General features: G+C 60.5%; 26 protein-coding genes. 14 read left to right on the top strand and 12 right to left on the bottom strand.

Going from position 1 to position 26,032, the window contains the following annotated elements; all coding sequences use genetic code 11:
* Position 1 precedes the first annotated feature (1 nt).
* The 4 genes from FHT86_RS19750 (at position 2) to FHT86_RS19765 (ending at position 3,188) form a co-directional block, all read left to right on the top strand.
* Positions 2 to 592, top strand: a complete 591-nt coding sequence (locus FHT86_RS19750) for a hypothetical protein (protein WP_133708515.1) — start codon at positions 2 to 4, stop codon at positions 590 to 592.
* A gap of 144 nt (positions 593 to 736) precedes the next feature.
* On the top strand, positions 737 to 1,159 hold the full coding sequence (locus tag FHT86_RS19755; protein WP_133708516.1) for an MAPEG family protein: 423 nt from the start codon (positions 737 to 739) through the stop codon (positions 1,157 to 1,159).
* Between the two features lie 155 nt (positions 1,160 to 1,314).
* Positions 1,315 to 2,190 (top strand): dienelactone hydrolase family protein, encoded by an 876-nt coding sequence (locus tag FHT86_RS19760; protein ID WP_133708639.1) that lies wholly within the window; start codon positions 1,315 to 1,317, stop codon positions 2,188 to 2,190.
* Positions 2,191 to 2,474: 284 nt separating this feature from the next.
* Positions 2,475 to 3,188 (top strand): TetR/AcrR family transcriptional regulator, encoded by a 714-nt coding sequence (locus FHT86_RS19765; RefSeq protein ID WP_133708517.1) that lies wholly within the window; start codon positions 2,475 to 2,477, stop codon positions 3,186 to 3,188.
* A gap of 88 nt (positions 3,189 to 3,276) precedes the next feature.
* Here the strand turns inward: FHT86_RS19765 and FHT86_RS38915 are convergent, their stop codons facing one another.
* Both FHT86_RS38915 and FHT86_RS19770 read right to left on the bottom strand, forming a co-directional pair.
* Positions 3,277 to 3,420: a hypothetical protein gene (locus tag FHT86_RS38915; protein ID WP_409527603.1), complete on the bottom strand. Its 144-nt coding sequence runs from the start codon at positions 3,418 to 3,420 to the stop codon at positions 3,277 to 3,279.
* A gap of 77 nt (positions 3,421 to 3,497) precedes the next feature.
* The gene (locus FHT86_RS19770; RefSeq protein WP_133708518.1) at positions 3,498 to 4,451 is read right to left on the bottom strand and encodes a LysR substrate-binding domain-containing protein; all 954 of its coding nucleotides are present in this window, start codon (positions 4,449 to 4,451) and stop codon (positions 3,498 to 3,500) included.
* A gap of 201 nt (positions 4,452 to 4,652) precedes the next feature.
* Here FHT86_RS19770 and FHT86_RS19775 point away from each other — a divergent pair, with 201 nt between their 5' ends.
* The 3 genes from FHT86_RS19775 (at position 4,653) to FHT86_RS19785 (ending at position 7,454) form a co-directional block, all read left to right on the top strand.
* Entirely contained in the window at positions 4,653 to 4,952 is a 300-nt protein-coding gene (locus FHT86_RS19775) for a DUF1127 domain-containing protein (protein ID WP_133708640.1), read from the top strand.
* 191 nt (positions 4,953 to 5,143) lie between these two features.
* The gene (locus tag FHT86_RS19780) at positions 5,144 to 5,710 is read left to right on the top strand and encodes a dienelactone hydrolase family protein (RefSeq protein ID WP_133708519.1); all 567 of its coding nucleotides are present in this window, start codon (positions 5,144 to 5,146) and stop codon (positions 5,708 to 5,710) included.
* Positions 5,711 to 5,840: 130 nt separating this feature from the next.
* Positions 5,841 to 7,454 (top strand): ABC-F family ATP-binding cassette domain-containing protein, encoded by a 1,614-nt coding sequence (locus FHT86_RS19785; RefSeq protein WP_133708520.1) that lies wholly within the window; start codon positions 5,841 to 5,843, stop codon positions 7,452 to 7,454.
* A gap of 154 nt (positions 7,455 to 7,608) precedes the next feature.
* Here FHT86_RS19785 and FHT86_RS19790 read toward each other — a convergent pair whose 3' ends face one another.
* A complete protein-coding gene (locus FHT86_RS19790; RefSeq protein ID WP_183868848.1) occupies positions 7,609 to 8,037 on the bottom strand; it encodes a DUF4168 domain-containing protein in 429 nt (142 codons plus the stop codon).
* 401 nt (positions 8,038 to 8,438) lie between these two features.
* Here FHT86_RS19790 and FHT86_RS19795 point away from each other — a divergent pair, with 401 nt between their 5' ends.
* Complete coding sequence (locus tag FHT86_RS19795) at positions 8,439 to 9,236, top strand: DUF899 domain-containing protein (RefSeq protein ID WP_166656859.1); 798 nt, start codon at positions 8,439 to 8,441, stop codon at positions 9,234 to 9,236.
* A 130-nt stretch (positions 9,237 to 9,366) separates the two neighbouring features.
* Here the strand turns inward: FHT86_RS19795 and FHT86_RS19800 are convergent, their stop codons facing one another.
* From FHT86_RS19800 to FHT86_RS19810, 3 genes are all read right to left on the bottom strand, one after another.
* Positions 9,367 to 10,623, bottom strand: coding sequence for a multidrug effflux MFS transporter (locus FHT86_RS19800; protein ID WP_133708523.1), 1,257 nt, complete (start codon positions 10,621 to 10,623; stop codon positions 9,367 to 9,369).
* A gap of 521 nt (positions 10,624 to 11,144) precedes the next feature.
* Positions 11,145 to 12,020 carry a DUF937 domain-containing protein gene (locus FHT86_RS19805; RefSeq protein WP_133708524.1) on the bottom strand — a complete coding sequence of 292 codons (876 nt, stop codon included), beginning with the start codon at positions 12,018 to 12,020 and terminating at the stop codon, positions 11,145 to 11,147.
* 136 nt (positions 12,021 to 12,156) lie between these two features.
* Positions 12,157 to 13,530 carry a glutamate--cysteine ligase gene (locus FHT86_RS19810; protein WP_133708525.1) on the bottom strand — a complete coding sequence of 458 codons (1,374 nt, stop codon included), beginning with the start codon at positions 13,528 to 13,530 and terminating at the stop codon, positions 12,157 to 12,159.
* A gap of 244 nt (positions 13,531 to 13,774) precedes the next feature.
* On the opposite strand from FHT86_RS19810, the gene FHT86_RS19815 reads away from it, so the two are divergent.
* A complete protein-coding gene (locus tag FHT86_RS19815) occupies positions 13,775 to 14,386 on the top strand; it encodes a LysE family translocator (RefSeq protein WP_133708526.1) in 612 nt (203 codons plus the stop codon).
* A 51-nt stretch (positions 14,387 to 14,437) separates the two neighbouring features.
* Here FHT86_RS19815 and FHT86_RS19820 read toward each other — a convergent pair whose 3' ends face one another.
* The 3 genes from FHT86_RS19820 to FHT86_RS19830 form a co-directional block, all read right to left on the bottom strand.
* Positions 14,438 to 15,175: a 16S rRNA (uracil(1498)-N(3))-methyltransferase gene (locus FHT86_RS19820; protein ID WP_133708527.1), complete on the bottom strand. Its 738-nt coding sequence runs from the start codon at positions 15,173 to 15,175 to the stop codon at positions 14,438 to 14,440.
* Between the two features lie 10 nt (positions 15,176 to 15,185).
* Positions 15,186 to 16,721 carry an inorganic phosphate transporter gene (locus tag FHT86_RS19825; RefSeq protein WP_133708528.1) on the bottom strand — a complete coding sequence of 512 codons (1,536 nt, stop codon included), beginning with the start codon at positions 16,719 to 16,721 and terminating at the stop codon, positions 15,186 to 15,188.
* A 99-nt stretch (positions 16,722 to 16,820) separates the two neighbouring features.
* Positions 16,821 to 17,318: an NUDIX hydrolase gene (locus tag FHT86_RS19830; RefSeq protein ID WP_166656860.1), complete on the bottom strand. Its 498-nt coding sequence runs from the start codon at positions 17,316 to 17,318 to the stop codon at positions 16,821 to 16,823.
* A gap of 264 nt (positions 17,319 to 17,582) precedes the next feature.
* On the opposite strand from FHT86_RS19830, the gene FHT86_RS19835 reads away from it, so the two are divergent.
* Positions 17,583 to 18,491: a LysR substrate-binding domain-containing protein gene (locus FHT86_RS19835; RefSeq protein WP_133708529.1), complete on the top strand. Its 909-nt coding sequence runs from the start codon at positions 17,583 to 17,585 to the stop codon at positions 18,489 to 18,491.
* Positions 18,492 to 18,631: 140 nt separating this feature from the next.
* Positions 18,632 to 19,795 carry an adenosylhomocysteinase gene (locus tag FHT86_RS19840; RefSeq protein WP_133708530.1) on the top strand — a complete coding sequence of 388 codons (1,164 nt, stop codon included), beginning with the start codon at positions 18,632 to 18,634 and terminating at the stop codon, positions 19,793 to 19,795.
* A gap of 11 nt (positions 19,796 to 19,806) precedes the next feature.
* Here FHT86_RS19840 and FHT86_RS19845 read toward each other — a convergent pair whose 3' ends face one another.
* Positions 19,807 to 20,805 (bottom strand): zinc-dependent alcohol dehydrogenase family protein, encoded by a 999-nt coding sequence (locus FHT86_RS19845; RefSeq protein ID WP_133708531.1) that lies wholly within the window; start codon positions 20,803 to 20,805, stop codon positions 19,807 to 19,809.
* A 109-nt stretch (positions 20,806 to 20,914) separates the two neighbouring features.
* Here FHT86_RS19845 and FHT86_RS19850 point away from each other — a divergent pair, with 109 nt between their 5' ends.
* Positions 20,915 to 21,766, top strand: coding sequence for a LysR family transcriptional regulator (locus tag FHT86_RS19850; protein ID WP_133708532.1), 852 nt, complete (start codon positions 20,915 to 20,917; stop codon positions 21,764 to 21,766).
* Here the strand turns inward: FHT86_RS19850 and FHT86_RS19855 are convergent, their stop codons facing one another.
* Complete coding sequence (locus FHT86_RS19855; protein ID WP_133708533.1) at positions 21,767 to 22,327, bottom strand: O-acetyl-ADP-ribose deacetylase; 561 nt, start codon at positions 22,325 to 22,327, stop codon at positions 21,767 to 21,769.
* 40 nt (positions 22,328 to 22,367) lie between these two features.
* The gene (locus tag FHT86_RS19860) at positions 22,368 to 23,264 is read right to left on the bottom strand and encodes a LysR family transcriptional regulator (protein ID WP_133708534.1); all 897 of its coding nucleotides are present in this window, start codon (positions 23,262 to 23,264) and stop codon (positions 22,368 to 22,370) included.
* Positions 23,265 to 23,388: 124 nt separating this feature from the next.
* On the opposite strand from FHT86_RS19860, the gene FHT86_RS19865 reads away from it, so the two are divergent.
* The gene (locus FHT86_RS19865; RefSeq protein ID WP_133708535.1) at positions 23,389 to 24,828 is read left to right on the top strand and encodes an FAD-linked oxidase C-terminal domain-containing protein; all 1,440 of its coding nucleotides are present in this window, start codon (positions 23,389 to 23,391) and stop codon (positions 24,826 to 24,828) included.
* Positions 24,825 to 26,027 (top strand): glycolate oxidase subunit GlcE, encoded by a 1,203-nt coding sequence (gene glcE / locus FHT86_RS19870; RefSeq protein ID WP_133708536.1) that lies wholly within the window; start codon positions 24,825 to 24,827, stop codon positions 26,025 to 26,027. The genes FHT86_RS19865 and glcE overlap by 4 nt, the downstream gene beginning before the upstream one ends.
* Positions 26,028 to 26,032: the final 5 nt, after the last annotated feature.

The following is a 26,032-nucleotide window of genomic DNA, read 5'->3' on the forward strand; positions in this document are numbered from 1 at the left end:
TATGCAGGGTAGCGCTCAAGGCAACGCCAGGTCTCTTCAAGGCCTGACGGCAGTCCTCGCGGCCTTGTCCTTGGCGCTCTTCGCCTGGATCTATGCGGGCTTTGTCCCCGCCTTCCGCGCCGCAGCCGGCGGGCAGGAAATGCTGGATGCGCGCATCGGCGGCTACGAGTCGGAAGATGTCGTCGCCATGGTGCGATATCTCAAAGATCAGCCCGACCCGGCGGCGATCCTGCATTCCATGTATCTCGGGCCGGAGCTCGTCTTTCCGCTGGTGCTGAGCGGCTTGCTGTTCTGCCTGCTGCGATTGGTCGGGCCGGGCGGCACTTTTTTCGGCCGGCCGATCCGGCCTGCGGTGGTCGCGCTAATCTTCTTCCTGCCGATTTTCTACGGCGTGATGGACTATTCCGAGAACATTGCCGGCTTACTGCTCTTTCCGCCGGCTGCGCCGCCTGATGGCACCGTGACGCTGCTCTCGGGTCTTCTGCCGGTCATCGTGCGGCTGAAGTTCCTGTCACTGGTCGTCACCATCATTCTACTGGCCCGTTTCGCGATTCTTCGCTACCTGTCTCCGGACGGTTCCAAGCCGTCCTGAGCGGTTGTTTCTGCCGTTCAGCAATCCCTAGAGCGGTTCAGCGTTTCACGGAATCGCTTTCCCGCTCTATCCCTTTGTTTTACGCAATTCCGGACGGAAAACCGCTTCGCACTTTTCCTGGAATTGCTCTAAGGAGTTGGCGGCGTGACCGGCTATGAAATGTTCTGGCCCATGATGGCCCATGCGGTGCTTGTCTATATTCTTTACGCGCTGTTAGGCTTGCGCCGCCGGAGTGCGGTGAAGGCCGGCAAGATCAGGCAATCGCAATTTCGCGAAAATTACGCTGCTGACGAGCCGGCGCAAAGCCTGGTGGTGCGTAACAATCTCGCCAATCAGTTCGAACTTCCCGTGCTCTTTTATGCTTGCTCTATCGCGCTATTCGTCGCCCAGGCGGATAATCTGCCTGCCGTCATCCTGGCCTGGATCTTCGTTGGGTCGCGCTACGCCCACACCTTCGTGCATGTCACCAGCAACAATCTACGCTATCGCAGCCCGCTTTTCGCCATCGGCTATATTGCTCTTGCCGGCATGTGGGGCTGGCTTGCCGTTTGGATGACGTTCTCCTAACCAAACTTGCGTTTTCGCGGGGAACAACCTGCGGTAACGTATTTGTGTTCTTCCTTTACCATCCCACTGCACTCCATTGACCTATCTTGTCACGGGGTGGCTTTGCTTTGGGATGCGGGCTGCCGGGGAAAGATGAGGAGGAACACAATATGAGCATGGATAAGCCCATCGTGACCCAGGCGATGATCAATGCTTACGACGAATATACGCACCTGACGCTCGATCGCCGCGGTTTTATGGAAAAGCTGACGAAGCTCGCGGGCTCGGCAGGGGCCGCGGCCGCGATCGCGCCGTTGCTTGCGGCCAACAAGGCTAGCGCCGAGATCGTTGCCGCCGATGACAGCCGTCTCGAGACGAAGGATGTCACTTACCCTGGCAAGGGTGGTGAGATGAAAGGCTATCTCGTTCGGCCGAAGGGTGCTGGCGGGAAGCTCGGCGCTGTGATCATCATTCATGAAAATCGTGGTCTCAATCCGCATATCCGCGATGTCGCCCGCCGCATGGCGCTGGAAGGTTTCATCACATTGGCGCCGGATTTCCTGTCGCCCCTCGGCGGCACGCCGGAGGATGAGGACAAGGCACGCGACATGTTCACCAAGCTCGATGCGGAGCAAACGGTCGCTAATGCCGAAGCGAGCCTGACCTACCTTTCCAAGCTCGACGGCTCCAACGGCAAGGTCGGCGCAATCGGCTTCTGCTGGGGCGGCGGTGTCATCAACCGCTTCGCTACCAAGTCGCCGGAGCTGAAGGCCGGTGTTGCCTACTATGGTGCGCAGCCGGCGGCAGCCGATGTGCCTGATATCAAGGCGGCGCTTCTTCTGCATTATGCCGGTCTCGACGAGCGCATCAATGCCGGCATTCCCGCCTATCGCGAGGCGCTGGAAAAGGACAAGAAGACCTTCGAGATATTCGTCTATGACGGCGCCAATCACGCCTTCAACAATGACACCTCGGCCGCCCGTTACGACAAGAAAGCCGCCGATCTTGCTTGGAGCCGGACGGTGGCGTTTCTGAAGAAGTACCTGGCTTAAGCTAAGCGATTAGCGACACGGGGATTGGACTCGATAATGGCTTGGGCCGGCGCGTCCATGTCCTGCCGTGACTGCGCCGCCAGCCCAGCCGATCTCGCGTGCAGGCTGCGGATCGCTATGCAAAGGCGGCAGCCACGCTTCGGCCTTTGTTGCCCATAGCGCATTTGTATCATTATATTACACTTAAAATTGAACTTTTCTCATTTACGCGCATTGAACAAGCGTGTGGCATAAGCTGGCACACGCCCCGGCGTCGTTCCGAGTGACAATGAAATGGGAAATGCATGAGTCCGGAAAACCCCGCTCGCATCAAATTCCGCAAGCAGCCTAAGCAGGAACGCAGTATCCACCGCGTCGATGTCATTTTGTCGGCCGCCGCACAACTGATCGCCGACAAAGGCGTCAGCGCCATGACAATGACGGAGCTTGCCACCGCTGCCGGCGTGCCGATCGGTTCCGTTTATCAATATTTTCCTGAGAAAGCCGCGATCGTAACGGCGCTGTTCGACCGCCACGCCGTTCTCGTCCAACAAAAGACGACGGAAGTCTTCAGCGCCGTAAAGTCCCTCGATCACGCTGTCGATCTCGTCTGCGGCGTGATCGACTGGTATTATCGCGAGTTCCGCGGTGATCCGACCTATATGGGCGTGTGGCTGGGGACGGAGACGGACCGGGATCTTCTGAAGTTGAACATACAGCACAGTAATCGCGTCGCCGAAATCTTCCTGAAGGGCATCGAAGCCTATCTTCCGGCCGACAGTCAGATCGACCTGCAGGCCCGCACCCAACTCTTCAGCCACCTCATCGGCGCCTCCGTCCGCCTCGCGATCATGAGCGAGAGGAGCCTTGCGATCCGCATGCTCAACGAATGGAAACAGGTGATCCGGGCGACACTGTTCGCCGAGCCCAGTGGCGAGGCAACCGGCAATAGGCAAACTATTCTCCAGAATTCCGTAACAGACGCCAGCAGCGGCAGCTCTCGGTCTGGAGCGGACTAGGAGCTGTCGCAAGAGTCTCATTTAGTCATCTACGTCTTTGACCGCTATGGGACGAGCCGAAATAGCGTTATCGCGAAACTCCCGCTTCTCACCAATGTCCGGGCGATGTTTCGCTCGTCACATAATTTTTGGCTTCGTCGAACCAGCGCGACGCGGCCTGTGCAATTTCCTCGTGATTAGGAGCAGCCTCACTGGCCCAAACGACGATGCCGTCGGGGCGAGCGACCTGCAACCGAAGGCATCCTTTCGCCGAAAGTCTGCAATTGGCGAAAAGTTGCCGTTCATTCTCGACCGCCTACTGCCTAAACATCACCAGCCCGGCAGAATATGCCCGGCGCGTAGACGCGGATAGTAGCGCGTAAAGGTCTTCACATCGCCGTCGAGATCGTCGTCGACCACAGCCGGTGTGATGTTGTCCAGACAGGCGGAGATGTGGGCGGTGATGGCGTTCATCAGCGATACCGAAAGGCCCGGCCGCTTCATGATGCCGATCTGCACCGGGGGGAGCGGCGGGAAACCGTCCGCCTGGCTCAGCACCTTCATGCCGGTGCGAAGCGCCGATTCCGGCATGACCGATACCGCCATGCCGGCAAGCACAGCAGCGGCAACCACCGTGCAGGACCAGCTGGTGAACAGGATCTGATAGTCGCGGCCGCCGGCATCGAGCGCCGAGCAGGCAAGCTGCCGCCACTGGCAATCGCGACGCCCGACGGCGAGCGGAATAGGTGCATCGTCGCGTAGCGGATGATTGGCCGAGCCGACCCAGCAGAGCGGCTCCGTCCGCACAACATCGGACATTCTCTCACGCGGATTATGGGTGACCAGCGCGATATCGAGCTCGCCGCGATGCATGCGTTCGGCCAGATCCACCGAGGGTTCGCAGACGATGTAGAGCTCGACGTTCGGATGCGTCTTGGCGAAGCGGCCGATGATCTCAGGCATATAGCGGTCGGCATAATCATCGGGTGTGCCGATGCGCAGCGTGCCTTCCAGCCGGTTGTCATCGAAGGCGGCGATCGCCTCGTTATTCAAGCGGATGATGCGGCGCGCATAATTGAGCAGCTTTTCGCCTTCCGCCGTCAGGCGGTTGCCGCGGCCATCCTTGATGAAAAGCTGTTTTCCGACGCGTTCTTCCAACCGGCGCATCTGCATGGAAACCGCCGACTGCGTCTTGAACACCCGGTCGGCCGCCTTGGTGAAGCTGCCCGAATCCACAATGGCGATGAAGGTCTGCAACTGATCGATATCAAGCGGCGCGGCCATGATCTCACCTATAAAAGAGTTTGATAATTATCATTAGAAACATTCGTTGGACTGATCAATAGGGCTTTGGCATCTTCCTAATGCAAATCAGCATACCAATCGGACAGAACCTCCTGTCGAACTCCTCCCAGTCGACGCTCCTTCTCCGGACTTCCGGGAAGGGGCTTGGCTAGCGTGTGCCTGAAGGAAAGGACCATGGAAATGCGCACGACAGATCGGACATTACATCTCGGCCACGCAAGGCCGTCGCTGCCCTTGACGGCACGCCTGACGCTTGCTTTCGATAAGATGGCATCCGTCTGGCGCGCATTCCGCAACCGCCGCGAGATCAATTATTTGAATGAGCTGAACGACAGCCAACTGATGGACATCGGCTTGACACGCCATGACGTCACGTCGGCGCTTAACACCTCGACCTTCTTCGAGGACCCGTCCAGCTATCTGACCAACTCCGCGCGTCGCCGTACGCGCTTCTTCGGCTTCACCAACTTCCGTCGTTGAGGCCGATTAAACGTTTCCCCGCAGGGTGATAGCCAATAAGCCCTGCCTCTTACCCGGTGTTCGGTTCAGTATCGACACCGGGTTTTTTCTTTTGGAGACGGCGTCGCCCCAATGGTAAGACTATCGGGGAAATTGCCTTGTCTTTCGAATGCCTTATGTTGGGACCAAGCTAAAATGCGAGGGCTACGATAATGGCGACAGTGATCCTCTTCCATTCCGTGTACGGGCTGCGCCCCCTCGAACTGGACGCTGTCGAGCGTTTGCAGGCGGCAGGACACAAGGCGTTCGCGCCCGATCTCTATGACGGTTGGGTCGCCAGCTCAATCGACGAAGGCTTCGGATTAAAGGATGAGACCGGTTGGCAGACCATCTGCGAACGGGCGGAATGGGCGATGGCGGGCCTGCCGCCGTCAACAGTTCTGGCCGGATTTTCAATGGGCGCGGCAGTTGCGGCAAGTCTTTGGCCGAAGCGGCCCCAGACCGCTGGCGTGCTCTTCCTTCATAGCATCGCCCAAATCCCGGAAAGCGCTCGCAAGGGCTTGCCGGTGCAGGTCCATCTTGCCGATCCGGATCAATTCGAACCTGCGGAGGATGTTGCCGCGTGGCGATCTGCAGCCGCGCGATCAGAGATCGCGGCCGATGTCTTCACCTATCCGGGTGCAGGCCACCTCTATTCTGACGCCAGCCTGCCGGATTACGATGCCAAGGCGGCCGATCTCACATGGAGCCGCGTCATCCGTTTCCTCGATGCACTCTAAGCCACCTTGAACCAAAGGCTGATGTCGCTTAGATTACCGGCCATCAGTCATTCCAACAGGATGTGTGCCGCAATGGATTCCAACCCGATCGCAACGCCAATTTGCCTTGCCACCGGGAAACGTCATATCCATGCCTGCATCCATTGTCCTCTCCAATCTTTCGTGGTCCACGCCTGACGGCCGGCCGCTTTTCTCGAATATTGATCTGAGTTTCGGTGCCGAGCGCACCGGTCTCGTCGGCCGCAATGGTGTCGGCAAGAGTACCCTTCTCAAGCTCATTACCGGCGAGCTGCAGCCTCAGTCCCGAGCGATATCTTTCGGAGGAAGTCTCGGCGTTCTGCGCCAGAGCGTGCAAGTGGGACCCGACGAAACGGTCGCCGATCTCTTCCAGGCGACCGGAGCGCTTGCCATTCTCCACCGTGCTGAAGCGGGTGAGGCAACAGCCGAGGAACTTGCTTCAGCGGACTGGACACTGGAAAAGCGCATCGCTTCCGCTCTCGATCGTGCCGGGCTCGATGCCACGCCCGAGACGCTTCTTGATGCGCTGTCTGGCGGGCAGCGCACGCGCGCTGGCCTTGCCGCGTTGATTTTCACCGACCCCGATTTTCTCATTCTGGACGAACCGACGAACAATCTGGATCGCGAGGGCCGCGAAGCCGTGATCGAGCTGCTTGCAAATTGGCGGGCCGGCGCGATTGTCGTCAGCCATGACCGGGAATTGCTCGACACGATGGATGCCATCGTCGAATTGACCTCGCTTGGCGCCACGCGCTACGGCGGCAATTGGAGCCAGTATCGCGAGCGCAAGGCTTTCGAGCTTGCCGCCGCCGAACATGATCTTGCCGATGCGGAGAAGCGCGTTGCCGAGGTTGCCCGTAGCGCACAGGCAACGGTGGAGCGGCAGGCGCGAAGGGATCGTGCCGGCAAGAGGAAGGCCGCCAAGGGCGACATACCGCGCATCATGCTGGGCGGGCTGAAAGAGCGGAGCGAGATGACAGGCGGCGAAAATGCCCGCCTTGCCGAACGCCGGCGCACGCAGGCACTTGGAGACGCCGCCGCTGCCCGCGAGCGCATCGAAATCCTCCAGCCTCTGTCGGTCAGGCTTCCGCCGACCGGACTGCCGGCGAGCAAGGTCGTTCTGAAGATCGACGGTGTGACGGCTGGCTATCAGCCCGGCCGTCCGATCATCAGCGATCTCACTTTCGATATCACGGGGCCGGAGCGCATTGCCGTCACCGGTCCGAACGGTTCGGGCAAGACGACGTTGCTGGCGCTGATCTCCGGAGAGTTGCAGCCATGGGTCGGGACGATCCGCGTGATGACCACGATCTCTATACTCGACCAACAGGTGAGTCTTCTCGATCCGTCACTCTCGATCCGCGATAACTTCCGGCGGATGGACCCCCAGGCGGATGAAAATGCCTGCCGCGCGGCGCTTGCCCGGTTCATGTTCAGGGCCGACGCTGCGCTTCAGATCGTATCTACATTGAGCGGCGGCCAGTTGCTGCGCGCCGGCCTCGCGTGCGTCCTCGGTGGACCGACGCCGCCGTCGCTGCTGATCCTCGACGAGCCGACAAATCATCTCGACATTGATTCAATCACCGCAGTCGAGGCAGGCCTGCGCGCATATGACGGCGCCCTCCTGGTTGTCAGTCACGACGAAGTATTTCTGGAAGGCATCAAGATATCGCGCCGGCTGGAACTGTCTTCGCGACAGGCTGTCGAGGTGCTGATTACGGAATGAGAAAAATACGCTGTTTGGTGGCAGCTGACCGCCCGGGTCGGCTTTGGCCGATATTGCTTCGGGAAAATGAGAAAGCGAGGCCGCCAAATGGCGGCACTGCTCTTGGCGCGGGCCTTCCGTTGCGCCGCGTTCGTAGCGACCTGCGAGACGCAGGTTATTGCTGCGACGGTGCCGACTTGTCGATCTTTTCCCGAACCTTGTTGGCCAATGCGGGGTCGTGTTGCGCCGCCGTCAGAATCGATGTGAATTCCTCGACAGATATGTCCGGAGAAGCTTTAACGGCCTCAACCATCTGCGTCTTGGCTTCGGTCTGCAGCTTTTGCTTCGCCACTTCGTCCGACGTCGCCCCAATTTTGGCAGAATAGTCCTGCCTGACCTTGTCGACTTTCAGATAGGCAACGGCAAAGGCCTCGATTTTCTGATCGCTGACGGCCGCACCGTTGCCATCGGCCGGCGCTTGTTGCGTCGGCTGCTGCTCTTGCGCCTGGGCTACTTCCACTGCCAACGCCGGGCTAAAGGTCATCAAGCTGAAGACCGCAGCGGTCAACGTTGCAACGGGTGTATAACGAGTGATCATATCCATTCCTCTGTAACGTGGATGATTTGAGATGATTTGATCGGCGGCAAGACCGCCTCAGCCGTCAGAGGGCCAAGTGAGTTGGTCACGATGGAACGTCTAAAAGTGCTTGGTGCGGCGACATCGGGGCGATTTGCTGACCATTGAGCGGCGGCTTTGTGGTCGCCGATGTGTCCGAAGGTGAGGCGAACCTGCGTGATTAACCGACAAAAACATCGGTTGCCGGCCAATCCTCGCGTCGCCGCAATCAACGTCTCCGTCGGAATACCGCCACACTTGTTACTCTCACTGATCGATTTCCGATGCCAAACTACCTCACGACTAGCAACGAGCGATGAGCAGCGAATGGAAACGCGTTTGAGCAACCAAGCGCGGGAATTCGCCCAACAAAGGAGGTTTCAGAAGCCATGACTACATCAGCCGAGAACGGACGGACAGGCGGACGGCCTGCCATGCAAACACCACCGCTCGTGTCGCCGCAGGAGTGGGAGGCGGCCCGCGAGCGGCTGCTCGTGAAGGAAAAGGCCGAGACCCGCGCCCGTGACGCCCTGGCCGCCGAGCGCCGGCGAATGCCGTGGATGGCCGTGGAGACGGCGTATACGTTCGAGGGGCCCGCGGGCAAGGCCAGCCTGCTCGACCTGTTCGATGGTCGGCGTCAGCTAATTGTCTACCGTGCCTTCTTCGAGCCGGGAGTGTTCGGCTGGCCCGATCATGCCTGCCGGGGCTGTTCCATGGTGGCCGACCAGGTGGCCCACCTCGCCCACCTGAATGCCCGTGATACAACCCTCGTTTTCGTCTCGCGTGCGCCTCAGGCTGATATCGCGCGGCTGAAGGCGCAGATGGGCTGGGAGGGGATACCGTGGTTTACCCTCACGGACAGCTTCGACGCCGATTTCGGCGTCGGCGAGTGGCACGGCACGAACGTATTCTACCGCGACCGCGACCGCGTGTTCCGCACCTACTTCATCAACAACCGCGGCGACGAGCAGATGGGGGGCACCTGGAACTACCTCGACATCACGCCTCTGGGCCGGCAGGAGGTCTGGGAGGACTCGCCTGAGGGCTATCCTCAGACCCCAACCTACAAGTGGTGGAACTGGCACGACAACTACGTCGAAGAGGCAGCGCCCGACAAGAAGTGGGTCGAGGTGTCGGACGCCGGAGAGGCTGCATTCCGGAACCAAGACGCAAACACCAGGCCATGAGCCAGACCGGCTCCGTCTGAGTGGTCCGCAACCGGCCGCAGCGCCATCATTTGGCGCTGCGGTTCGTGCTGCCATATCCGGGAATTGCGCAACGACTTGAATTTCTGGCTTGATGGAAAGCGGCCATCCGCTAGGAAACCGGCTTGGAGGTACGCCAATCCAGAAAAGCTGCGTAAAATGCCGCAAACAATGCGAGCGATGCCGATATGAGCATCATAACGAGCAGCGCATGGATCGTACCCGACTGCGCAAGAAACAGACCGGCAATAGATCCCATGAGCGCTCCGCCAGCGAGTCTCATTGCAGCAGACAGCCCCGCGGCGGTGCCGGCGAGATCGGGGCGCACGGACAGCACGCCGGTGTTGGCGGCGGGCATGGTCAACCCATTGCCTATGCCGATGAACATGCTCGGCCCAAAGAACGCAAGAACGTGAGTGATGCCCGACCTCGCGAGGGCCAGGCCAACCAACAGCCCCACGCATGTGAAAAGGCGTGCGACGATGAGGATAATGCTCAGCGCATTTCGGGAGGCGTAGCGGCCAGCCAGGTAGCTACCCAGGATGAAGCCCGCGGGAACCATTCCCATGTAAAAGCCCAGTGTCGCACTTGATCCGCCGAGCGATTGACCAAGTGCCAACGGTGCGCCTCCCAGGAAGATATAAAGCGTTCCCATGGAGCAGGCCATGCACAGTGTATAGGCCCAGAACCGTGCCGAGCTCAGGAGTTGAGTATATGAGGCGAGATAGTTTGCATGCGATCTCGATGCGCGTGTGGAGGTTTCCCTTAGCTCGCGTATGGACAAGGCGAGGACAGCCGCACCGAGGATAGCCAAGACAACGAAGATCGCCCGCCATCCGAACAGCTCGTCCAACAACCCGCCAAACATGGGGCCGACCATGGGCGCAATCGCCCATCCCATGGAGACATAGCCAAGTCTGCTTGCCGCTCCGCGGTCGCCCGATGTTTCCTTGACAACGACGAGAGCCACGGAAAAGCAGGCGCCGATCGACGCTTGCATCGCTCGAAAAACGAGGAAAACACCGATATTGGGAGCAAAAGCGCAGCCAGCCGACGCGACGATGAAAAGGGAGACGGCGATCAAAGCGACCGGCCTGCGCCCATAACGATCCGATATTGCGCCAGCGACGATTTCTATCAGGGCTGTGACGATCGTATAGCCGCCAATCGAAAGATTGACGAGTGCGTAATCGGCGTGAAACGCAGCGGCAATCTTCGGCAGCGACGGTAAGATCATGTTCACCGGCAGCACCGAGATCGCCGACAGCAAGATGAGGGTTGTTAGTCGAGGCGGAGCTTTCGTCGGAGCTGCGACCGTTTTTTCGGTCATTTGCGTGTACGAAGTCTGAAGGGGATTGTCGCCCGTCATGGTCTTCTCGTCCGTTTTGTCAGTGGGATATTGTGAAAATCTGACGAGGCGGCGGCCCAAACTCCGGGCATAAAAAAGGCCCCGTCAGGAGCCTGCTTACCGCGCATGGGTGCTTTCGCCGGATAGTTATACCATCCTGCCCATGCGCCCTATCACCACTACGAGAACCATTGCGATCTTCATGCAGCTATAGCTAGACAGGATTTCGCGCGTCGTCAACGCATCATCTTTTCAGTGCTGATGGCTTGCGGCCCACCGCCCTCGCAGGCTGCAGCGTCTCGGGACTGCCAGCCGCCAAGCTTGGGACCATGTCGATCCACAGTTGCCAAAGGCCGATAAAGCGCCCCGAGCTGATTCAGCTTACGAAGATTGGTAACTTCTGCTGCTGGCGCTAGATCCTGCTCGCTATTCTTCGATGCTGGAATTCCGGTTGGTAGCACCTGGCGCCAAGCAGTGCGAAAATATCGCCAGAGGTGGGCGAGGACGACTCCCTCACTTCGCAAAGGATTAAACGGCGAGCTTCAGTTATGTTTCGGAGCGGGCTTACCTTCCGCTTGCACGTAGCTGTCGAAAATCGCTTCCATGTTCTTCTGATAGTTCTTTTGCACTTCCAGGCCGCTGTCGAACATGGCGTTGAACATTTCCGTATAGGCGGCCATGTCGACGGCAGGGGTGGCAGGTTTGGCCTTTGGTTGTTCTTTCGGCGGCTCCGCGGGCATCGGGAAGTTGCGCATCATATCCTGGAATGCCTTGGCGAAGGGATTGTCGAGGAAGGGGTTGGCGGCAGCGGTCGGCTTTTCGCGCTCGACTGATTGAGCGCCGAACATCAGCTCCATTGCTTGAGTGAAAGGATTGTCGAAGATGCTCGCCTGCGGTGTCGGCTGTTGCTTTGGCGCAAAACCGATGGTTTGCAGCCAGTTCTGCATCATCTCGCCCATCGCCGTGTTGAGGAACGGATTGGCCATCTGAGGCATCTGGCCGCTGGTTTCCTTGAACAGGCCGCCCATCAGCGTGTCGGCCATGACGGGCAGCATGCGCTTGTATATCTCCTGGCCGATGCCGGTCATCTGAGCGGCCTGCGCGGCGATGGCGCGGGATACTTCCTTGGAGCCGAACAGCCGTGCCAACACGTTGTTGCCGTCGGCAATACCCTCCGGCGTGAAGGCCTTGCTCATATCCTCGAAATATTTGGCATAACTGCCGGAGGTGATGTCCTGCATTACGCCCATGAAATTGTAGGGGTTCGTCGCGCTGCGTTTGAACCCTGAGGAAAAGGCGGGCATCAGCGCCGCCATGGCTTTGGTCGCCTGTTCCTGTGCGAGGTTGAACTGCTTGGCCATGGCCTCCGTGGCGGCGCCGTTCTGTGCCTGCATCATCATGTCGAAGAGTGGCAGCATTGAAGTCCCTTTCCCCGCAATCATGCCGCCCCGGAATCAGAAGGCGTGCAATTCTAGCAGTATAGCGGGAAAAAAGACGGCGCATACCGGTTTCTGCCGGCGCGTGGCCGCAGCAAATCGGACCGAAGCAGGCCTGTTAGTATTGATATTCCTCGAAGACCGGCTCGACCGACTGGTTCCAGCGGCCGTGATAGAGCATCAGCAGATCGTCGGCGAGCGTACCCTTCTTGGCGAGCACTTCGTCCAGCGGCGCCAGGAAGACGCTTTCGTCCTGGCCATCGCCGTTCAGCCGGGCGCGGCTCTTTAGGCCGTTGCGGGAAATGCCGACGACCTCGCGCGCCACGTCGAACAGGCTATGGCCCTTGATGCCGGCTTTCAGACCTTGCACCGGCACGACATCGCGCAGTGCGTTGACCTCTTCGAAGGTCCAATTCTTGGTCAGTTCGTCAGCGGCGGCTAGTGCTGCATCGTCATAGAGCAGGCCGACCCAGAAGGCCGGCAGGGCACAGATGCGCCGCCAAGGGCCGCCGTCTGCGCCACGCATTTCCAGGAAGCGCTTGAGGCGCACGTCGGGGAAGAGGGTGGAGAGATGGTTCGTCCAGTCGCCCATCGTCGGCTCCCAGGCGGCGATCTCGCCCTTCAGCGCGCCGTTCATGAACTGGCGGAAAGTGACATGAGTGCAGTCGTGATAACGGCCGTCGCGAACGACGAAATACATGGGAACGTCCAGTGCCCATTCGACATAGTCATGGAAGCCGAAATCGTCGCGGAAGGTGAAGTCGAGCAGACCGGCGCGGCGGTTGTCCGTATCGCGCCAGATGTCGCCGCGCCACGAGGAGAGGCCGTTCGGTCTGCCTTCGGTAAAGGGTGAGGATGCAAACAGCGCAGTCGCCAGCGATTGAAGCTTCATCGACACGCGCATCTTGCGGCGCATGTCCTCTTCCGAAGAGAAGTCGAGGTTCACCTGGATCGTGCAAGTCCGGTACATCATGTCGAGACCCTTTGTGCCGACCTTCGGCATGTAGCGGCTCATAATGTCGTAACGCGATTTCGGCATGCGCGGCGTCTCAGCCAGCGTCCATTTCGGGCTGCCGCCGATGCCTAGGAAACGGATGCCCATGGGCTCGGCGATTTCGCGCAATGTCGCCAGGTGCTGGTTCGATTCCTTGCAGGTCTGATGAATGTTTTCGAGCGGCGCGCCTGACAGTTCGAACTGGCCGCCGGGCTCGATCGAGATCGCGCCCATGCCGGTCGGCTCGCCCAGCCCGATAATGTTGTCGCCATCCATGATCGGCTCCCAACCGGACTTCTCCTGCAGGCCCTTCAAGAGCGCGGAAATGCTGGCGTCGCCAAAATAGGGCACGGGGCTGTTGTCGGCGCGGAAAAACACGAATTTTTCGTGTTCCGTGCCGATGCGGAACTGCTCCTTCGATCTGCTGCCGGCGGCCAAATAAGCCGTCATGTCCGAGACCGAAGAGAGCGGAGTCTGGTCGGTGGTGTCGCGCGCCATGGGTATACCTTGATCTCGGAAGGGAGCCCGCGCAAGCCGCAGGCCAATTGGAAGGGTGATTGACGCGGATTGAGGTACGGTGCAAGTGAATTTCTTTCAAGGGTCGTTCAAAAAAATAGGATTTTGTGTCTGGAAGCTGTGCTGGGGCGGTAACCGATACCGCCGCGCTTGCACAAGCGTTCAAGACGCCCGACCGCCATTCGAAATAGTCTCGCCTTTCCATTGACGACGGGAGGGCACACCGATGTTCGAGCAGACTGGGCTTTATCCAATCCTGACGCTGCTTCTGGCGTCTTTGATCATTATGGGCAGCCCGGGTCCGTCCACCATCAGCGCCACGGCAGTCGGCGCCGTCTACGGCTTCCGCGGATCGATGAGTTATGTAGGCGGTCTCATCGTCGGCACGGTCGTCGTACTGCTCGCCGTGGCAGTCGGCGTCGTCGCAGTTTTGCTGTCGGTACCGCATGGCGCGTCGGCGCTTACCGTCATCTCGACCGTCTACATCATCTATTTGGCCTTCAGAATAGCCACTGCTCCGCCGCTCGCACGCCGTAGCGACCACGTGAAAACACCCGCATTCACCGGCGGTTTTCTGCTGGCGGTCGCCAATCCCAAGGCATATCTGGCGATTGCCGCAGTCTTTGCCGGCGTCAGCCTTTTCAAGGACCAGCGCACGCTCGACGCGGTCATCAAGATAATGTTGCTCAGCATGATGATTGTCATCATTCATCTGTGCTGGCTTCTGGTCGGGGCCTCGCTGTCCCGTTTCCTTCAGAACCCGACCATTTCGCGTACCGTGAACATTTCCTTGGCGGGAATATTGATCGTTACGACCGCGCTCGCACTAGCGGGTTGAAAAACCATTGTCGGACAGATCAAGGCCCTGTTCGCGGTCATACTGGCAAGGCTAGTTCCAGTCCCCGATAGCCGCTTGAATGACCGCCATGGCTGCCACCGCCGCCGTGTCGGCGCGCAATATCCGCGGGCCCAGGGGAATGGCGGTGACGAAGTCGAGGCTGCGCAGCAGCGTGCGCTCCTCTTCCGAAAACCCGCCCTCCGGGCCGACCAGCAGCGCCAGATGTTTCTCCTTGACCTCAGCCAGAAGCGGCAGCGGGTTCTGTCCGGCATCGCCTTCGTCGCAGTAGATGATCCGGCGCTCCTTCGGCCAGCGCGCCAGGAGATCGGCAAGCCTCATTGGTTCGGCCACATCGGGAACGCCGAGAATGCCGCATTGCTCGGCCGCCTCGACGACGTTGGCCTTGAGTTTGTCGAGATTGGTGATCTTGCCCTGTACATGCTGCGTCATCACCGGCTGCAGCAGGCCGGCGCCCATCTCCACCGCCTTCTGCACGAGATAGTCGAGCCGCCCCACCTTCAGCGGCGCGAAGAGGTAGTGCAGGTCGGACGGGGCGGGTTGCGGTCGCGTTTCCTCGACTGGCGTCAGCAGGATGCGCTTGCGCGAGGGAAAGGAGACGCCGGCCTTCCATTCGCCGTCACGGCCGTTGAAGATCAACAGCTCGCCACCATCCTCCATGCGCAGCACATTGGCGAGGTAGTTGAATTGATCCCGATCGGCTTCGATGCCGACATTCGCTCTGATATCCGAAACCACGAACAGCCGCTGCATGCGGAAATTGGCGCGCATGGGTAATCCCTTAAATGAAGAGCGCGACCATAGCCCAATATACCGCCGCGGCAAGCATGGCCGAAACCGGGACGGTGATGGCCCAGGCGGCGATAATGGTCATGAAATGCGAGCGGCGCACGAGGCGTCGGCGATGGATTTCATCCGGATTATGCTCGTCGGCTTCCTCCATCTCGCCCCATGCGATTCCCGAGGCTTCGGCCTTCGTCCGCATATAGGCCAGACGGCGCTTCGAGTGGCTGGTGTACCATTCGCGGAAGAAGCCAACGCCGAAGACCGCTCCGATGGCGATATGGGTCGAGCTGACGGGCAGGCCGAACCAGGAGGCGACGATGACGGTGAGGGCCGCCGACAGCGCCACGCAATAGGCCCGCATGGGGTTGAGCTTGGTGATCTGCTCGCCGACGAGGCGGATCAGACGCGGACCATAAAGCAGCACCCCGATGGAAATGCCGCAGCCGCCGATCAATACGACCCAATAGGGCGCGGTATATTCGGTCGCGCCCCCGACGATACTCAGACTGCCGCCCAGGCTGACGCCACGTACGATCGCCGCCAGCGGGCCGATGGCGTTGGCGACGTCGTTCGCGCCATGCGCAAAGGACATCAGCGCCGCCGAACAGATGAGCGGCAAGCGGAAAAGTTTGCGCAGCGAGCTATTCTTGTTTTCGCAGCCGACGGACTGTGCCGCCACCAGCGGTCTTGCACCGAACCAAGTCACCAAGCCGATGCCGATACCGATCGCGATGGTCGGGAAGCCGGCGACTGTACCCTTGGGCGCGAGCTGCAGGACGAGATAGGCCGTGAAGGCGCCGGCCATCAACCCTATCAGGATCGGGATCCAGTATTTGGCGGCTGCGATCTTGTCGTCGCGATAGATGATGAAGGTCTTGATGAAAAACAGAAAACCGGCGGCGATCGTACCACCGAGAAGGGGCGTAACCACCCAGCCGGCGGAGATGGCCGCCATCACGCGCCAATTGACCATCTCCGGCCCGACGGCCGCAGCGCCTGCGCCCACCACAGCGCCGACAATCGCATGCGTGGTCGAAACCGGCGCTTTCATCCAGGTGGCGAAATTGATCCAGAGAGCGGCGGCCAACAGCGCTGCCATCATCAGCCAGGCGAGCTTGCCGCTGGTGATGATGCGGTCGGTATCGATGATGTGCGAGGAGATGGTCTTGATGACCGGTCCGCCTGCGATCGTGGCGCCCAGAATTTCGAAGATTGCCGCCATGACCAGAGCTTGCGTCATGGTGATGGCGCGCGCACCCACCGCTGCGCCGACATTGTTGGCGACGTCCTTGGCGCCGATATTCATGGCCATGTAGCCGGCGAGCGCCACGGCGGCGATGATCAGGGTTGCGCCCGGCTGGTTCAGCACGTGAATGCCGGCAAAGATCATGGCGAGGCCGAGGAAGATCAGGCCGATACTGGGAGCGATCAACCGTTTCGTGACATGATTGGCCGCATCCTCGACATAGGTGAGCTTGTCGAGATCCTTGTCCAGTGTGCGTTTTGTCGGTGTCGCCGGTCGGTCGGGCATGCCATTCTCTGAATCGAAATGTATAGTCTTACGCCGCCTGGCAGGCCACGCAATGTTTGGCAATCATTCCGGCGAAATTCGTTGGGAATATGTTGCGGCTTACTTGGCCTCTGCCACGACAGGTTTTGCCGCCATCCGCCGCTCGAAGGCAAGGATGATATCACGCAGCTCCGGCTCGCGGACGCGCTTGACCGCTTCGCTGCAGGAAACCCACTCGATCGAGCGCTCACCCTTTTCCTTGAAATTCTTGGCGAGATCGTTGACGTCGAGCGCATAGACCTGAACCCGGCAAGGCACCTGGATGCCGTCCTTCAGAACTTTGGCATAGCTGAATGCGCCCAGCGGTTCGGTCTCTACCGTGCCGCGCACGCCGGCTTCTTCGAAGGCTTCGCGGGCCGCTACTTCATGCGACAGCTTACCCGGCATCGGCCAGCCCTTGGGAATGACCCAGCGGCCGGTGTCGCGGCTGGTCAGGAGCAGCACCTCCAACTCACCCGTCTTCTTCTTCATCCGATAGCAGAGCGCAGCATATTGCTGTCGCGGCGGGCGCCGAAACATGAGCTGCACATCATTTGCGATACGGGTGAGAATAGCCAAGGGTCGGGTCACCTTTAGGAATTGGAGTTTAGAATCAGCAATATATTAGCATTACATGGAAAAATTGTGCATTCCATTCGGCTTAATATGGTATTTCCCCACACTTTTGTTGAGTGCTCAATAGATAAAAATAGGAGGATTCGGCCTCTGATATTCGCCAGCGATTGTGCTGTTAGCGACATTGAGCGCTATTCGCATGCCGCAGATGGCGTAATCGCTCCGTAACTCTTCCCATCATACCGGCAAACAAGCTAAATCTCCGTTATGTCTGAACGCTCTCCGCCGCAACGTCTTCCGCCGATGAACGCGCTGCGCGCTTTCGATGCCGTTGCCCGCCGGGGTAGCATTCTAAAAGCAGCCGACGAACTCGGTGTCGTGCGTGGCGCTATACGCCAACAGCTTGCTGTGTTGGAGACTTTTTTCGGCATTGCGTTGTTCCAGCGCGATGGCCGCCGCCTGGTGCTGACGGAGAAGGGCAGGGCCTTTGCCGACTCCGTCGGTGTCGCCTTCGGCATTTTGACGCGAGCTTCGGCCGAGCTTACGGCCGGTGAGCGCCGGACGCTTCGCCTCGGCGTCCCCTCCGCCTTCGTCGTCTGGTGGCTGATGCCGCGCGTCGCCGATCTGCAGGCTGCACTTCCGGACGTCGATGTCGACATCATCCCGATGCCGACGGTCGAATCGCTGGCGCGCCATCGCGATCTCGACGCCGTGATCATGGGCGGCGAATATCGGCCGGCGTCTGACATCACCGCCATTCGTTTCATGGAAGACGAATTCGGCCCGGTGGCGACGCCGGACCTCGCAGCCAGCCTCGACCTTTCCGCCGGCGTCGAAGCTCTTGCCGGTGCGGTCGCCCTTGCAAGCCGATCTGCGCCGCGTCTTTGGGATGATTGGTTTGCCGAGAGCGGCCATGCGCCCATTCGCTTCGCCCGTAATCGCGAATTCGAAGATCTGCTATTGGCGATCGGCGCCGCCCGCTCCGGTGTCGGCATCGCCATCGTCCCACGCACCGCCATCGGCGAAGATATCGATCGCGGCACGCTGGTGGCGCCCTATGGTTTCATCGCAAGACCCGCAGGATACAGCCTCAGCATCCGCAGCGGCGATGCGAAGGATGCGGCTTTTGTGAGGCTCGCCGATTGGCTGGTTGGGGCAGGGGCAGCCCTCGTCTGACAATGCTGTAGAACTCAAAAGACACCACTGAGTGCATATGGCACTTTTTCTGCCCTATTGCTCAATCCAATGTCCATAGACAGACCGCTATTTCCCGTGGGAGATCGAGGCAACGACAGATCGCTGCCAGGAGCGCATTTATGGACCAGCCTTCCTCTCTTTCCCGTATCGATTGGGTTGCCCGGAGTTGTCGGCTGCTTGCCGCCACGGCAGCGGAATTCAGCCAGACTCGACCCTTCGCCGGCCTGACGATCGGAACCGGCATCCATCTCGAGCCGAAGACGGTGGCGCTGTTGATTACGCTGCGCGCCGGTGGCGCACGCCTCGTCTGCACCGGGAATCTCAACAGCACCCAGCCGGAAACCGTCGGTTATCTGCGTGCGCAGGGCATCACCGTTTTCGCCACCCAGACCACCGATGCCGCCGAGCACGGCGCAAGCCTCGACGCCATCCTGGCGGAAAAGCCGGACCTGCTGCTCGATAATGGCGGTGATCTCTTCGCTCGCGCCGCTGAGCGACCCTATGCGAACCTCTTGGGCGGTACTGAGGAGACGACATCCGGCCGCACCCGGCTGCTGCCGATGCGTGACAAGCTGGCCATGCCGGTCCTCGTCATCAACGACAGCCCGATCAAGCAGTTCGCCGAAAACAAGCACGCCGTCGGCCAGAGCCTGTTCGAGAGCTATCTGCGCTTCACCAACCGCTCGACCAACGGCAAGCGGGTCACCGTCTTCGGCTACGGCGCCTGCGGCAAGGGCACGGCGGCCTGTTTCCGCAACGCGTTTTCCACGGTCAGCGTCGTCGATATCGATCCAGTGACGACGCTGGAGGCGCATCTGGATGGCTTCGTCACGCCGCTGCGCGCTGATGCGATCCGTTCCGCCGACATCCTGATCACCGTCACCGGCTATCCTGATATCGTGACAGCGGCTGACCTGCCGCTGATCAAGGATGGGGCGATCCTGATGAACGGTGGTCATTTCCCGCATGAGATCGATGTCGAAGCCTTTCGGAACAGTCCGGATGTCGCCGGCGTCGATCGTTACGAAGCCGAGCATATCGAGACCATCCGCATGCGGGACGGTCGCGCTTTCCACGTTCTCGGCGCTGGTCACATGGCCAACCTCGCCGGCCCGCGCCCGCTGGGCAATACTGTCGAATCCATGGACCTCGGCTTCGCGCTGCAAGCCCGCTGCCTGGAGCGCGTGGCAATGGGCGGTCTTGGCAAGGAAGCCTGCGTCATTCCCGTGCCGGCCGACATAGATGCCATGGTGGCCTCAGCCTATCTCGATCTGGCGCGATAGAGCTTCCGCTCTCACGCGATCTCGACCACGACCTTGCCTTGTACTTGGCGGTTCTCAATGAGGGCATGCGCCTTGTCGACATCGGCCAGCGTGAAACGATGGGGATCAAGTCTGGGCAAAAGCTTGCCGGCCTCGATCAGCTTCGTTGCTTCACGCATGATTTCGCCATGATGCTCCCGGCCTTCGCCGGTGAGCAGCGGCAGCAACGTGAAGACGCCGGAGTAGCTCGCGGCCTTGAAAGACAGCGGCGCCAATGCATGCGTTCCCCAACCAAGCGCGCTGACCACATGGCCGAACCGGCGCACGGCTTGAAAGGCAGCGTCGAGGTTGGCCCCGCCGATGGTGTCATAGACAAGATCGAAGCCTTGGCCGCGGGTATAGGCTGCCACGTATTCTTCGACGGTCCGATCGCGATAATCGATCGGCGTTGCCCCAATACTGCGGATGTAGTCGGCCTTGGCGCCGCCGTCGACGGCATAGACATCCGCACCGAAGGCTCTGGCGATCTGCACGGCGACATGACCGACGCCGCCAGCACCACCGAGCACCAGCACCTTCTGACCTGCCTGCACATGAGCGCGGTCGACCAATCCTTCCCAAGCGGTAATGGTGGCCAGTGGCAGCGCGGCTGCTTCGCGCATAGAGACGTTGTGCGGCCTCAACGCCAGCAAACGGGCATCGACCGCGGCATATTCCGCCAGGGATCCCTGGTTGCCGCCAACGCCACCGGTCATGCCGTAGACCTCATCGCCGACACGAAAATCGGAGACACCGTCGCCGATTTCCTCGACGGTGCCGGCAAGATCGATGCCGAGAACCGCGGGGAAGGGGTGGCGGGCATGGGCGGCCCCGCCCGCACGGATTTTCGTGTCGAGCGGATTGACCCCGCTGGCAGCGATGCGAACGAGGACCTGACCGGGACCGGGTTTCGGCGTGGGGATTTCCGCCAGCCGGAAGGGTGAATTCGGGCTGTCGACGTAAAGGGCTTTCATGCTGGAAGGAGTGGGCATCGTTGCCTCCTTGAGTTTCGATGCGGGAAAGATGGGACCATCAAGAAGGAATGGAAACTTAAGATTTTGTACGATATCCATGCATTTTTGTTTGGTACTCGGAGTGCACATGAACTGGAGCGATGTCGAAATCTTTCTCGCCATTGTCCGCGAAGGAACGCTCGGAGGCGCAGCGCGTAGGCTTGGGCTGACGCAGCCGACCATGGGCCGTCGCCTGAAAGTCTTCGAAGCGACACTCGGACAGGTGCTGTTTCAGCGCACGCCCGATGGCTTCGTACTGACGGACGAGGGGACGGCCATCTTAGCCCATGCCGAGCGCATGGAGGAGGAGGCGTTGGCGCTGCGGCGCGCACTGGCGGGACAGGAGCGTCAGTTGGAGGGAGCGCTCCGGCTCTCGTCGTCGGACTGGTTCGGCGCGCACATGCTTGCGCCGGTGCTTGCCGAGTTCTCGTTGCAGCATCCGAAGGTATTGGTCGAGCTGGTCACCGATGCGCGCTTGCTCAATCTCTCCCGCCGCGAGGCCGATCTCGTCTTCCGCATCACGCCCTTTACCGAGCCCGATGTTACCTCGCGCAAGCTCATTCACATCGAATACGGCCTCTATGTCGCAAATGGAGCCAGGCATCCGAGCCAGGGTGATGGCGCCGGCGCAAGGCTCGTTACCATGGACGAAGCCTTCGGCGGCATGCCCGATGTCGCCTGGCTGAAGCGTGTCCTTCCAAAGGCCGAAGTGGCGATGCGCAGCAACAACAGGGATGTTCAGGCAAGATTTTGTGCCCGGGGCGCTGGCCTCGCCGTCTTGCCTCGTCCTCTCGGCGACGCGATCGCCGGTATCGAGCGGGTGGACCTCGGCGAAGCCCCACCCGGTCGCGATACCTGGGTCGGCTACCACCGCGATCTTAAGCGGCTGGCACGGTTACGCACGCTGCTGGATCTTATTATCGAGCGCTTGGCAAACTAACTAAGCCTTCAGTGCCTCCGGCAATAGCCGATCGTAGAGCGCAGCCATTTCGTCGCCAAAACAGCAGAAAACAATTTCATCGAAATCGCCGCCGATGCTCTCGGCGACGACAGTGCGTGTCGCGATCCCGGCGGCGGACTCGGTGGGGAAACGATAGACGCCGGTGGAGATGGCCGGGAAGGCGATAGACTTGAGGCTGTGATCCCTGGCAAGGCCGAGGCTGTTGCGATAGCAGCTTGCGAGCAAATCGTCTTCGCCCCGTCCACCGCCATTCCAGACCGGGCCGACCGTATGGATCACATGTGTTGCCGACAGGCGATATCCCCTGGTGATCTTGGCCTGCCCGGTCTTGCAGCCGTTCAATGTCCGGCATTCCGCCAACAATTCCGGCCCGGCAGCACGATGGATAGCCCCATCCACACCGCCGCCGCCGAGCAGGCTGCTGTTGGCGGCATTGACGATGGCATCGACTGCGAGCTGGGTGATGTCGCCAAGGATGACGGTGAAGCGTGTGTTCGACACCGCTGAAAGGTCGGAGCGAATGATTTCCAAAGCGGGCATGACAACACTCCCGGGTGCTTAGGATTGTGGTATTGGTGGCCTACCGTTCCCAATAGGGGACCGGCCCGTAAAGTTCCGCCAGAAAGTCGATAAAAACACGCACCTTCGCCGGCAGGAACTGGCGGCTGGGATAGACGGCCGAGAGTGTGACGCTATGTGAGCCTTCATAGGCCGGCAGTACCTGTACCAGGCGACCGTCCTTGAGTTCGGGGCCGACATCCCAGGTGGAGCGGAGCGCAATGCCGAGGCCGGCAATGACGGCTTCGCGAATCACTTCACTGGAATTGGTGATCAGCCTGCCCTCGGGCCGAAAGGTCAGCGCGCCCTTCGGTCCATCCAGCCGCCACGGATCGTGATTGTGTGGCGGCAGACAGGTGTGGCGCCGCAAATCGTCGATATCCAGCGGCATGCCATGGGCGGCGATATAGGCAGGCGAGGCGCAGAGCACGCGGCGCACCAGCGCCAGGCGCCGGGCAACGAGGCTGGAATCGGTGAGTTCCGCAATGCGGATGGCGAGATCGTAGCCGCCGCCGACGATATCGGTGAACTCGTCGGTCAGCACCAGATTGATCGCCAGGTCCGGATGCGCCTGCATGAAAGCCTTCAGATGCGGGGCGATATGCAGCCGGCCGAAGGAGGTAGGGGCCGAAATCTTCAAGGTGCCCTGCATCTGCGCGGAACGGCCGGCAATGTAGGCCTCTGCCTCCTCCAGTCCGGCGAGGATGGCGAGCACCCGGTCGTAAAAGCCCTGACCGGCCTCGGTCAGCGAAATCTGCCGCGTCGTGCGCTGCAAAAGCCGTGTGCCGAGCCGATCCTCCAGCCGCTTGATTCGCTTGGAAATAACGGCCGGCGAAAAGCCGAGCGCACGGCCGGCGAGCGACATGCTGCCGGTCGTGACGACACTGGCGAAGATTTCGAGATCCCCAAGATTGGTCATGGCGCCTTATTTGTTCCTCTTTTGGCATAAATGCTTATCATTTACGCCAATTTCGGGAAAGTGGTAAGCGTGATATGGCGTTAAAAAGAGGGGCGTCCATATTCGGGTGCAGGAGGAGAACGCCATGGCCGAGGCCATTTCATTTCTGGCGCCGCGCGCTGATGTCCTTGCCCGCCGCCGCGAGATCGTCGCAGATCTTGCTGATCTCTTGCCTTCGGAATGTCTGATCCATGAGCCGCGCGAGCTCATGCCGTTTGAAACGGACGCTTTCATTTCCTATCGCCGCATGCCGCTCGCGGTCGCCTTGCCGCGCACGACGGCCGAGGTCGCGGCCGTGATGAAATATTGTCACCGCTACGGTATTCCGGTGGTGCCGCGTGGCGCCGGCACATCGCTCTCCGGCGGCGCTATTCCGCAAGAAGATGCCGTGGTGCTCGGCCTTTCCAAGATGAACCGCGTTCTCGACGTCGATCTCGCCAACCGTACGGCGCGGGTGCAGGCCGGGGTCACCAATCTGCACATCTCCGAAAGCGTCTCTGCGGACGGTTTTTTCTATGCGCCCGACCCGAGCTCTCAGCTCGCTTGCACCATCGGCGGCAATGTCGGGATGAATTCCGGCGGCGCACACTGTCTGAAATACGGCGTCACCACCAACAATCTGCTCGGCGTCAAGCTGGTACTGACCGACGGCACGGTGATCGACCTCGGCGGCAAGGCGCTGGATGCAGCGGGTTATGACTTGCTCGGACTTGTCTGCGGTTCGGAGGGCCAGCTCGGCATCGTCACGGAAGCAACGGTGCGGCTGATCGCCAAGCCGGAAGGTGCGCGACCGGTCCTCTTCGGTTTCGACACCTCGGAGGAGGCGGGCGCCTGCGTTGCCGACGTCATTGCCGCCGGTATCGTCCCCGTCGCCATCGAGTTCATGGACAAGCCGGCGATCGAAATTTGCGAAGCCTTCGCCCATGCCGGCTACCCGCTCGATGTCGGCGCGCTGCTGATCATCGAGGTCGAGGGTTCGGAAGCGGAAATGGACGACATGCTGAAAAGCATTGTCGAGATCGCCCGCGCCCACAACGTAAAGACCGTACGCGAGTGCCAGTCGGCGACCGAGGCGGCGCTGATCTGGAAGGGGCGCAAGTCCGCCTTCGGCGCAACGGGCCGCATTGCCGACTACATCTGCATGGACGGTACCGTGCCGCTCAGCCAGCTCTCTTATGTCCTGAAAAAGACGTCTGAAATCGTCGACCATTACGGCCTGCGCGTTGCAAATGTCTTCCATGCCGGTGACGGCAACATGCATCCGCTGATCCTGTTCAACGCCAATGATCCCGAAGATGCTGCGAAGGCGGAAGCGGCGGGCAACGATATCCTCCGGCTCTGTGTCGATGCCGGCGGCTGCCTGACGGGCGAGCATGGCGTCGGCATCGAAAAGCGTGACCTGATGCGGCACCAATATGCGGAGGCCGATCTCGCCCAGATGATGTCGGTGCGCGCTGCCTTCGATCCCGGCTGGATCCTGAACCCCTCCAAAGTTTTCCCGTTGGACGGGCGTAACGCAGGATGAGAGAATTTCTACCGAAGACGGAAGGCGAGGCGGCAGCCATCATCCGCGATCACGCCACGCGTGGCGCCACATTGGCTATAGTCGGTGGTAACACCCGTGCCGGTTTCGGCAATGCCGTTGCCGCAGAGACTATACTAAGTTCGTGTGGGCTTACCGGTATCGTTGCCTATAACCCAGGTGAGATGGTGATGACCGCGCGAGCCGGAACGCCGGTTGCCGACATCGAGGCGGCGCTGGCCCAGAGCGGCCAGATGATGGCCTTCGAGCCAATGGATCACCGGCCGTTGATGGCGACCGAGGGCGAGCCGACGATCGGCGGTGTCTTCGCCGCAAACGTCTCCGGCCCACGACGTTTCGTAAGCGGAGCCGCACGCGACAGTCTGCTCGGCGTCCGCTTCGTCAATGGCAAGGGCGAGATCGTCAAGGCCGGCGGACGAGTCATGAAGAACGTCACCGGCCTCGATCTGGTCAAGCTTATGGCTGGTTCGCATGGCACGCTCGGCCTTCTGACGGAAGTCACCTTCCGCGTGCCGCCGCGACCGAAGACGGAGGAGACGATCATCGTTTCCGGCCTGAACGACGCCGAGGCGGCAAATGCCATGGCGGCGGTCATGGCGCTGCCGCTCGATGTGTCAGGCGCGGCGCACCTGCCGCTGACCGTCGCCTGGACGTTTCTGGATGGCCAGCTGCCGGAGGGCGAGGCGACCGTACTGCGCATCGAAGGTTTGGCCGGCTCTGTCTCGGTTAGGGCGGAGAAGCTGGCGTCCGCCATGCGCCGCCTTGGCCCAGTGACGCGGCTGGCCCAAGCTGAAAGTCACCGGCTATGGCGCGAAATTCGCGATGTGAAGCCCTATGTCGACGACACGATGTGCCCCGTCTGGCGCGTTTCGGTCGCCCCCAGTGCCGGCCACCAGCTCGTTGCGGCGCTGCGCCTCGAAGCCGGCGTCGATGCCTATTACGATTGGCAGGGCGGTCTCGTTTGGATGCGCATGGAGGCAGAGCCCGAAGGCGATGTTGTACGCCGCTATATCCACGCCCTCGGCGGCGGTCATGCCACTTTGCTTCGCGCCGCAGTCGCTGCTCGCGCGACGACCTCCGCCTTCCAGCCGCAGCCTGAAGCCGTGGCTTTGCTGTCGGCGCGCGTCAAGGAAAAGTTTGATCCTGCGGGGATTCTCAATCCGGGTAAGATGGCGCCATGAGGAAG

The sequence above is a fragment of the Rhizobium sp. BK313 genome (assembly GCF_014193655.1).
GTDB lineage: Bacteria > Pseudomonadota > Alphaproteobacteria > Rhizobiales > Rhizobiaceae > Rhizobium.